We start from the raw sequence: 9110 nt of genomic DNA, 5'->3' as shown, positions 1-9110 counted from the left end.
AATGCCCTAAGCGTGGCTAAGTTAGCCCTGTTGACATATTGTTACATAGCTCGGTTTAATCCCGCTTACCTACTTAAATTTAAGAGCTCTTTTGCCAGAAATACTGCTGATACCGTTTCTAAGTGTTTGTGCTGTCAAACTCATGAATTCTTCTAAATCTGCAAAGTGACCCGCGAAAGATTGAGACTTTCTGCCAGGTAATCCCACTTCCTTTTCCAAGACAAATGTTAACAATTCATGAAGTTGATCTGACACTTTTATGTATCCTCAAGTTAAATTCAAGTTTGAGTTAGGCGAACAAGGAAAGTTGTTTAAATATTTCTCGCCCTTGTACTCGCTCGCCTTTAATGACCTGGTAAAGATATTCACCGATCGCCTTTCCCAATAATACAGGAACCGCATTCCCAATCTGTCGGTATTTAGAAGTTGTTGAGCCATGAAAAACCCACTCATCGGGAAATGTCTGAATTCGCGCGCACTCTCTGACACTCAAAGGACGTAATTCATCAGGGTGGCACATATCAGTAGCCTTTTGATGGGGGCTTGTTGTGACAGTAGGCGATGGTTTATCCCACGCTAACCGTCGATAAAAACCCACTTTACCACCTTCAGATTTATATGCCCCTCCCATTGCTGCTGCTTTTAATTCGCTGGGTAAATCCTTCCAGTTTTGACCAGCGGTTAACAAACGCAAATACTTGAGGCGACTTTCTGAGTAAGGGACAAATTCTGGCGGAGAATCTACTAAATCCTTTAATCCTTCTCTAAGTGTCAGCCATTTTGGTTTTTTACCAGTACCTTTTTGACTGTGAGTTGGCAGGGGCAAAGTAACTGGATCGTTACTTTTATAACCAATAAAAATAACTCTTTCTCTACATTGAGGAACGCCATAGTCAGCCGTATTGAGCAAATCATACACAACTTCATAACCAATGCGTTTCATCTCGGTCAAAATCACTTGTAAAGCTGCACCGGGCATCTCATCAGCTTCTAACTGGGGGCAACCTAAACCTCTGCGATCGTGAGGTCGATGTCGAATCGGAGCTGACAGCAACCCCTTAACATTTTCCATGATAAAAAAGCGGGGTTTGATTTCGTCAACGATGCGTATAAAATCCATAAATAAGCTGCCGCGCGGATCGCCAACAGATCCCCGTTTTCCGGCTGTGCTGAAAGGTTGGCACGGGGGGCCACCAGTCACTAAATCTACTTCATCAGCGCGCAGAGGCCTATCTAAACCTAAGATTTGTCCGCCTTCTTCTAATAAAGTTTGGGCGTGGACTTCGCAAATATCTCTGGGTACAGCAGATACGGATAAATGAGGACGATTTAGAGAGATTGTTTTGGTAGCATCAGGTTCGATTTCTACTAAACTTACTGTCTGAAATCCTGCTTTTTCTAGACCTAAATCTAAACCGTAGGCTCCAGCAAAGAGACTAATAGTTATCGGTTGGTTGTTAATCACAGGTTTTTGCCTCAAGAACAGGTTGGATCATTGATCAAAATTAAGTTGATGAGAATTTATTTTAATGAACTGCATAGGGCGCAGAGGAAGCTGAGGAAGAAAAGAGAGATAATATAAGAGAAGACAGCACTTACGGAGAACCTCTATATGTAGGTGTGCAGTACACACATTACCGCTAAAAGCTCAAACCGGAATTGCCGCTCAATCTATCCAAACTTCGTCAAGAACCGGAAAGCATCGAGTACGTGACTCGCGCAAACGTAAGGCGAAGTATTGTAAAAAGCTTGCCAAGCCGCCGCTTTATCTTCGTCGTATTTATCGGCTCTTTCCGGGTATTTTCCTTGCCAATTCAGGCGCACTGCGTGACCGACTAATACATCTAAAACGATGTATTCTTCTACTTGCAAATCTGGGTTACGCTGGGCGATCGCCGCCAACTCCATCAGCGCCTCAATATTGACTTGTCGGTATTCCGGCGCCACAATCTTATTCAACAAATGCTCGATTTGTAGCGCGAAATTCTTTTCTCCCGGCGTCATTTCCGATAATATAATATGGCTATCTAACCGATTGCGCCGCTCTAATTTGTCGCCAATTATCAAGCCTTTGCAGTGCCGCAGCAGTCCCCAAACACTCGGATAAAAATCCTTCGGTACGCGATTGACAGTACCTTCCATTTGCCGCTTCCGGCGCCATCCTCCCCCAGGCATTTGCGGTTCTTCGGAAACAGGCGCTACTACCCATTCAATATCTTTTTCCGCCTGTTTGACGCGCAGGGATTCTTGCTGTTTAAGGATTTGATTCATTTCCTCGTATTCTGTCAACACTTGGCGCAGGCGATTTTTGATTTCAAAGGGACTTAGCTGCATTAAATGTTCGTAAGCTTCATTTTGCGTAACTCCCAATTCGCGCGCCAACTCGCTTGTTAACAGCAGAATAAAGTAGCTAACTCTCAGTGTCAGCAAACCTTTAAATAAATGCGGTTCGGCTTTAATTAACAGGCCGAGGTAGATGAGAACTTCTTGAGTTAGAACTCGATCGCGAATATCTTCTCCGCAGAATTGGCGAATTTTGTCCATCACTTCGGTGTAGGAACCGGGGCGCGAAATCACCGAATCTTCGCTGTAGGCTTTACCCACAGCAATCTGCTTTTGTCGCACCAAAATGTCTGTCACCGCATCAGACAAGCTGATATCAACTTTGTCCAGCAAACCTGCGGCATGGCGGATGACTGCCCATTGGATTTTTGATTGCGAACTTTCTCCAGCTTTTGTATAAACTTCGTTGAGCAAATCCACAACTTGTACAGTGGGTTCCGCACCTCCAAATCCTGTATCAAAATTTAATCCTTTGAGTCTAACTAAGGTGTGCAACAACTCAATTTGTTCGTACAAATTTTCTGAATCTCGCAGGCTAGTTAGCAAGAAGTGAGTATTAGTTTCGCACTCTAATTTAAATTCTTGCGTGTGACCCAAAGGCCAAGTTTTTTCAGGATTGTAAGTTAGATATCGGCGCGTTTCAACTGCACCTGTCACCGGAGATTCGGTAAATTCAAAATCGTGCATGAAATCAATTTTTTCGGTGCCAGCAGTCAGCATTAACTGCTTAAGATTTCCGAGTTTAACGGGCGTGTTGTTACAGTGTCCATCCCGGAATTCCTTCATTAATTCTAACAACGCTTCCCGACCGGTTTCCAGCATCGTGTGAGTCAGCATCAGCGTTACCGTAGGGCGTCCCAACTGATACCAGTGCCGGTGAATGTGAGCTATTTCGCTCTTGATTTGAGCTACTAAAAAATGGTAATCTAAAGTTAAGTAAAACTCTTGTCTGTTCAAAAATGAAGGGAGAAATACGATCGCCTCTTCGCGAATTTTAAACACCCGAGAAGTTGTTAAACTCCGCAGACGGCGCACGGGGCGACCGGTTAAGCCTAATTGGTCGTTTCGTCCAATTTGCGTGTAAATAGCTGATAATTCTTTAGTCTGGCGGACTTGGATAGGTTCTACCTGTTTTGGAGTTTGCGCCGCAATGCCGTTAGCGGCTAATTCTGCTTGCAAATCTTCGTCTTCAGCTAACAGTGCAATTTGCACTAAAGGTTCTCTGTGTTGGCCGACTGACAGGTGCCTTCCCAGCGGGTCGATGTCGCCAACTGCGATTAATTCTTCGTTCAGCAATTGACCGAGAAAATACAAACTTTGCGCCCAAACGAGGGGAATATTTTCATTGGGTAAGCGCTGCTGGCTGCGGGGATTTCGCTTTTCTGCTTCTATATTTTCGGCGGGGACGTAGTACAATTCTGGTAGTAGTGGCAAACCAGAGCGATCGACTGCTAGAGATTCCAAACGCTGCTGGTACTCTTGCACTTGGGCTTGGTTTCCCTGAAATATGCCGTCCAAAAGCAAATAAGTGAAAAATAGCGGCCACTCGCATTCAATGTGCTCGAACTGCCTTAATTCTGTCGGTTCGTAGTGCAGGCGATCGGCATCTTCCAACACTGTTTGGTGTCCGTCCCGCAGAAACCGCTTGCAGCCGTATTTTCCTTGCAATTTGTCAATAATCTTATTTCGAGTCCGTTCTATTAATTCTTGGTCTTCCACAGCAAAAGCCGGAAAACTAATCACGCTCAATAAAGCGGCATCTACTTCTTTTGAACTAGATTCGCGAGGCAAAAGCGATTCCAAAGTTATGCGACTTCTGGCAATTTCGTCTGGCAAAACGTGAATAACTGACGCTTGAGAACCTTGAATACCGAACAAATCCAAGCCATTTATTGCTTCCAGCGCTGCTTTTGCCATGCCAACTGAACTGGCGTTCAATTCTGCATTGCCGCGATTGATTTTATGACCTCTTTCCCAAATTCCGTAATCCGGCGTGCGGTACGCTCTACCGATGTAGTAAACTAAATTTTGCACGAAATTGACTTCATCTATTGTAAAAATTACGTGCAGCCCGGAAGCCGTCATTTGAGCAAGAATTAATAAGAATATAGATGTAGCGTCTAATTGTAAATGTCCCCACTTGTCATCACCGACCACAATACTTCCAGTTTGAGTATTGTATTTAGCGTGCAGGGCATCTAGGGGCGACTGAGTATTTTTAAAATGTTCTACTTTGCTCGATTGCTGCATCATCGCAAACAGCAAGCCGCGCATTAGTTTGACTGTGCTGTGTTCCAGTTCAAATGTTCTGCCCTGATCGCCATCAATTTTGCGGTAAGCTAAACCCAAACCCCAAACCGCGAGAATGCTGTACACGTTGTCGCGCACCCAGGCATCGGTGTAGTCGCCGTGAGCGTTAACGGCGGTACTCGCCGGCAGCAAACCAGTAATTGGGTTCTGGCGCTTGAGGATGATGTTTTTGATTTGCTGGTAGTAATAATCTAACCTGGTTTGCCGCTGGGTTTTTGCGATCGCCATTTCGTTTTCCTTGTTTTTCCTGATGCGAGTAGATTTGCGGTGAATAGACTTTTAAATATATCAGAGATTAGATCATTTCTCAAGTTATCCAAACACAAGAAGGTAATTGCCATGTCTACCCAAAACCACAATAATAACAGCGTTCCTTTCGTGAAAGTTGTCTACTCTACAGTGAAAATTAATGGTAAAATTGAGCTAGTACCGATGGAATGGTACGCAGACGGATCAGTCAAAAAAATCGAACGCTAATGCTCGATCGCACTTGGCTGGCTAACTCTAAGGAACTTGCGCGACCCGTCGCTTACAAAAAAACCGGTTTATGGGCCACCGAACGATGACTTAACAGACTTTTGGTGGCACAAACCGGGTTTTTTGCGTCCAAAAGTGCTCTAGCATCGATCGCCAATCTCAGCTAATTTAAATAACTAGGTGTGTAGGAATCTCAAAGAAAAAAATATGGATGGATCTCGCCCGCAATTTTCAGTGCTGGGACTACCAGTTCACATATTAGATGATTATGCAGGTTGGCTGATGCAGCGCCTGCATCAAGGGTTAGGAAGTCACGTCGTGACGCTGAATGCTGAAATGGCGATGCAAGCCGAGCAAAATCAGGCTTTAGCAGATGTAATCCGCAAAGCGGAACTGGTGATTCCCGACGGTTCGGGAGTGGTACTGTACTTGCGGCTGCGCGGCAAACCGGCACAGCGCTATCCGGGGATTGAATTAGCAGAATCGCTGCTGCAAGAAGCCGGAAAATTGCCTGATTCAGAACCACTCTTTTTCTTTGGAGGTTCCCCCGGAGTGGCTGCTGCTGCGGCAGAAAATTGGCAGCAAAAAGTTAACGGATTGTCGATTGCGTCTCAACACGGTTATCTTTCCGCAGATGAAGAGAAAGACTTCCGTGAAAGCCTCAAACAAATGCAGCCGAAACTGATTTTTGTAGGATTGGGAGTGCCTCGCCAAGAGTTTTGGATTGCCGAACACCGACACCTTTGTCCTCAGTCAATTTGGGTGGGAGTTGGCGGCAGTTTTGATATTTGGGCGGGAACAAAAGACCGCGCGCCGGCTTGGTTTTGCGACAATCATTTAGAATGGTTGTACCGACTTTATCAAGAACCTTGGCGGTGGCGACGGATGTTAGCTTTGCCACAGTTTGCATTGAAAGCTTTGGGGAATTTTAGAGCTTAAAATCTGCCACAATAAAATAGGTTCCTCGTGATGACTAAAGTTCTCACGAGGAACCTATTGCCCTTAGACAATGTAAGGAGAATCGATCGCCTTTGCCCGATTAATCGCCACCAAAGTCAGGTAAATCAAAGCCGAAATCTCAGCGCGGGTAATATCCCGCTGCGGCGAAAGCCAATCGCGGGAAGGATAATTAACCACAATCTTCAAAGCAGTTGCTGTGGCGATCGCACTCAAAGCATAATTAGGAATCTGAGAACGATCGATGTAAACTTTCAAAGAATCAGGATTGCCGCCCTTGAGTTCCAAACCGTTAACCAAAGACACGATCGCGTCAGCCTTAGTCAAATTCTGATTCGGGCCGAACTTCAACCCCGGAAACCCCGCCAAAAAGCCGCCCCGATTTGCCCGTTCGATCGCACTTCTCGCCCAAAAAGTAGCAGAAACATCAATAAAATTTGTAGCCGGCACCCTCGGAATCGGACTAAACGCACTTACCAACAGCGCCGCATATTGAGCACGATTTAAACTGTCGTCCGGCCGAAAAGAACCGTCAGGAAAACCGCTAATTATATTCGCCGCAGCCAAAGCTTCAATAAACTTCTGTGCCCAATGTCCTGAAATATCGCTGAACACCGCACCCCCGATATTCGGATTGCCGCCGCCCTTTCTCACCGCAGCTTGCACAGCTTTAAAAGCATTCACTTTCCCGTAACCAAACCAATCGCTGCGACCGCTGTTAGGATCGTAATTTCCCAGGCGATTGCCCAACTGGGGATCGGGATCGAGATCGACAATTTTCTCAGCAGTTTGTTCGAGAATTCCCCGCACTTCCCGCGCCGTCAAACGGGGGTTAGCCGAAAGTATCAACCCTGCAACCCCAGCGACTACTGGAGTGGCGCTGGAAGTACCGCCAAAAGTATCCGTATAGTCCCCCCAGTCGTAGCCCCGATCGCCTACTCGATCGGCAGTAAACACCCCCAAACCGGGCAAATACTGCGTCACCTCCGGCGGCGTGCCGATAAATCCGGTTTCTGGCAACCAAGTTCCCGGCGGCGCGTTGTTGCTGGGGGCGCAAACCGAGATGCTGGTGCCCCAATTGCTGTAAGCTGCTTTTTTGTTGAGGGAAGTGGAAGCGCTGACGGCAATTACGTCTGGGTGAACGGCAAATCCGTTTAGCCATCTAGTTTGACCCTCCACGACGTTGTTGGGCCAGCCTTTCTCGTTAATTGTGCCGTTGACTGGGCGGTTGGCATTGCCCGCCGCGAACAGAATAACGCAGCCTCTGCCGCCCCGCCCTTGGGTTGCTGCTTTGGTGATAACGGCACTCTGCCGCAGGGAAAGGGGATAGTAAACTGCTGCAGGCCCCCAACTGCAAGAAATGACTGCGGCACCTTTTTCGATCGCCCAATTAAATATTTTTTCGACAGAATTGTCATCGAGAAAACCACTGGTACGGATGGGCATCAGGGCGCATCCGGGGGCGACGCCGACAATGCCTTTGCCGTTTTCTTCTGCAACGGCGACGCCGGCACAACTTGTGCCGTGGTTGTCTGAGTCTGCGACTGGCATCGGGGAAGTGTCGCCGTCTTTGAAATCGATGGGTGAGACGATTTTGCCTTGGCCTTGAAAATCTGGGTGGGTGATGTCAACTGAATCGTCGGCGATCGCAATTACGATCGATCGAACTCCGCGAGTCATGTCCCAAGCTGGTTCGGCATAAATTTGAGCACCGCCGACAAGTTGGTTGCCGCCTTTGTTATTGAGATACCACTGTTTGGGATAAAGCGGATCGCGGGGCGTGTAATGCTGCTGCGTCTCTACTAAAATGTTTGGTTCCGCTACGAGAACTTCTGGATATCTTGTCAGGCGGTTGGCAATTTTGACGGGGTTTTCTGTTGCTTGTTTGGTGACTTCGCAGACGAAGGTGTTGGGAATTCCTTCTACTGGCCGGACTATTTTTAAAGCTGCTGCATTGGCGATCGCCTTGCGCGATTGTTCGTCTATTTGTTCGCCAAATTGAATGGTAATTTGGTCGGTTATATAAAAGAATGTACTCGGATTGTTCGCGGGGCAATAGACGTGGCTGGCAAAAGCTACGGCATCGCTGGCGCGGGCTGCTTGCATTGCTGATTCTAGGCGATCGCGTGCAACGAGATATTCTTCGAGATTGCTTTGGCCGATGCGACGGTTTAGTTTTGCCCCAGTTGTTGCAGCCCAATCGTTTGAGGCTGATGCTGTTGATGAGGGGCGGACTGTAAAGCGATCGTCCGCTTTTGACAGCAGCAATTCGTCGCCGCCGCGTTGCAAAATCACTGCCAGACTTTCATCGGGGACTCCAATTCCTTGATAGTTTTGTAAGGTATTTGCGGAAAGTTGGATCGGTTGTGTCATCAGAAATGCCTTTGTTTAATTTTAATCCAGTCTTACTATATTCTCAAGAACAGGCAGGATGCCTGTTCCACAAAAACTGAATTTTCTTGTGGGGTGGGCTTCTAGCCCGCCCGTAAAAGGCTTATTAACAATGATTCAGCAAATCCCTCAAATAAACACGCTAGGATTAACATTAAAAAATTCTCCCAGCGCCTTAGCTTGCGCCTTGCTAATCGCCCGTTTCCCATTAACCACCTCAGAGACTACTCCTTTGGAACCAATCACGCCCACTAAATCGGCTTGTTTGAGTTCGCGAACTTCGATGAGATGCAATAGAACATCCCGGGGAGTCGCTTCTGGGATTGGGTAATACTTGGCTTCGTATTCTTCGATCAACAGAGCCCAGAGGCTCAGTAAAGTTTCTTCTTCTAATGTTAATTCTTCCTGAGACATCAGAGATTCTACTTCTGCGAGGGCAATATCGTAATCTTCTTCGTTCAGGATGGGCTTAGGCTGCGATTTCGCCAGTAGTTGACCGTAAGCTGTTTTCTCAATTGTTATATTCATGGTTCCTTCCCTTGTTTAATTAGACATGGTTCTCAAGTATAAGGTGGGTGTTTTTTTCTCTATCTCCTGCTTTTGACGATTGGTGTAAATGTTTTTGATTTGTT

The 9110-nt window shown here is 46.6% G+C and carries 7 protein-coding genes; 2 read left to right on the top strand and 5 right to left on the bottom strand.

Annotated elements, in window-relative coordinates:
• Positions 1-69: 69 nt before the first annotated feature.
• From QUA77_RS07730 to QUA77_RS07720, 3 genes are all read right to left on the bottom strand, one after another.
• A complete protein-coding gene (locus tag QUA77_RS07730) occupies positions 70-255 on the bottom strand; it encodes a hypothetical protein (RefSeq protein ID WP_333449753.1) in 186 nt (61 codons plus the stop codon).
• 34 nt (positions 256-289) lie between these two features.
• On the bottom strand, positions 290-1465 hold the full coding sequence (locus QUA77_RS07725) for a DNA cytosine methyltransferase (RefSeq protein WP_333449752.1): 1176 nt from the start codon (positions 1463-1465) through the stop codon (positions 290-292).
• Positions 1466-1671: 206 nt separating this feature from the next.
• Positions 1672-4881 carry a glycoside hydrolase family 15 protein gene (locus QUA77_RS07720; RefSeq protein ID WP_333449751.1) on the bottom strand — a complete coding sequence of 1070 codons (3210 nt, stop codon included), beginning with the start codon at positions 4879-4881 and terminating at the stop codon, positions 1672-1674.
• Between the two features lie 111 nt (positions 4882-4992).
• On the opposite strand from QUA77_RS07720, the gene QUA77_RS07715 reads away from it, so the two are divergent.
• Positions 4993-5130, top strand: a complete 138-nt coding sequence (locus tag QUA77_RS07715) for a hypothetical protein (protein WP_333038037.1) — start codon at positions 4993-4995, stop codon at positions 5128-5130.
• A 207-nt stretch (positions 5131-5337) separates the two neighbouring features.
• On the top strand, positions 5338-6069 hold the full coding sequence (locus tag QUA77_RS07710; protein ID WP_333449750.1) for a WecB/TagA/CpsF family glycosyltransferase: 732 nt from the start codon (positions 5338-5340) through the stop codon (positions 6067-6069).
• Between the two features lie 63 nt (positions 6070-6132).
• Here QUA77_RS07710 and QUA77_RS07705 read toward each other — a convergent pair whose 3' ends face one another.
• Positions 6133-8460, bottom strand: coding sequence for a S8 family serine peptidase (locus QUA77_RS07705; protein ID WP_333449749.1), 2328 nt, complete (start codon positions 8458-8460; stop codon positions 6133-6135).
• A 147-nt stretch (positions 8461-8607) separates the two neighbouring features.
• Positions 8608-9006 (bottom strand): transcriptional regulator, encoded by a 399-nt coding sequence (locus tag QUA77_RS07700; RefSeq protein WP_333033583.1) that lies wholly within the window; start codon positions 9004-9006, stop codon positions 8608-8610.
• Positions 9007-9110 lie beyond the last annotated feature (104 nt).

Source organism: Microcoleus sp. K5-D4, assembly GCF_036704575.1.
GTDB lineage: Bacteria > Cyanobacteriota > Cyanobacteriia > Cyanobacteriales > Microcoleaceae > Microcoleus.
This window is presented reverse-complemented; position numbering and strand designations above follow the sequence as displayed.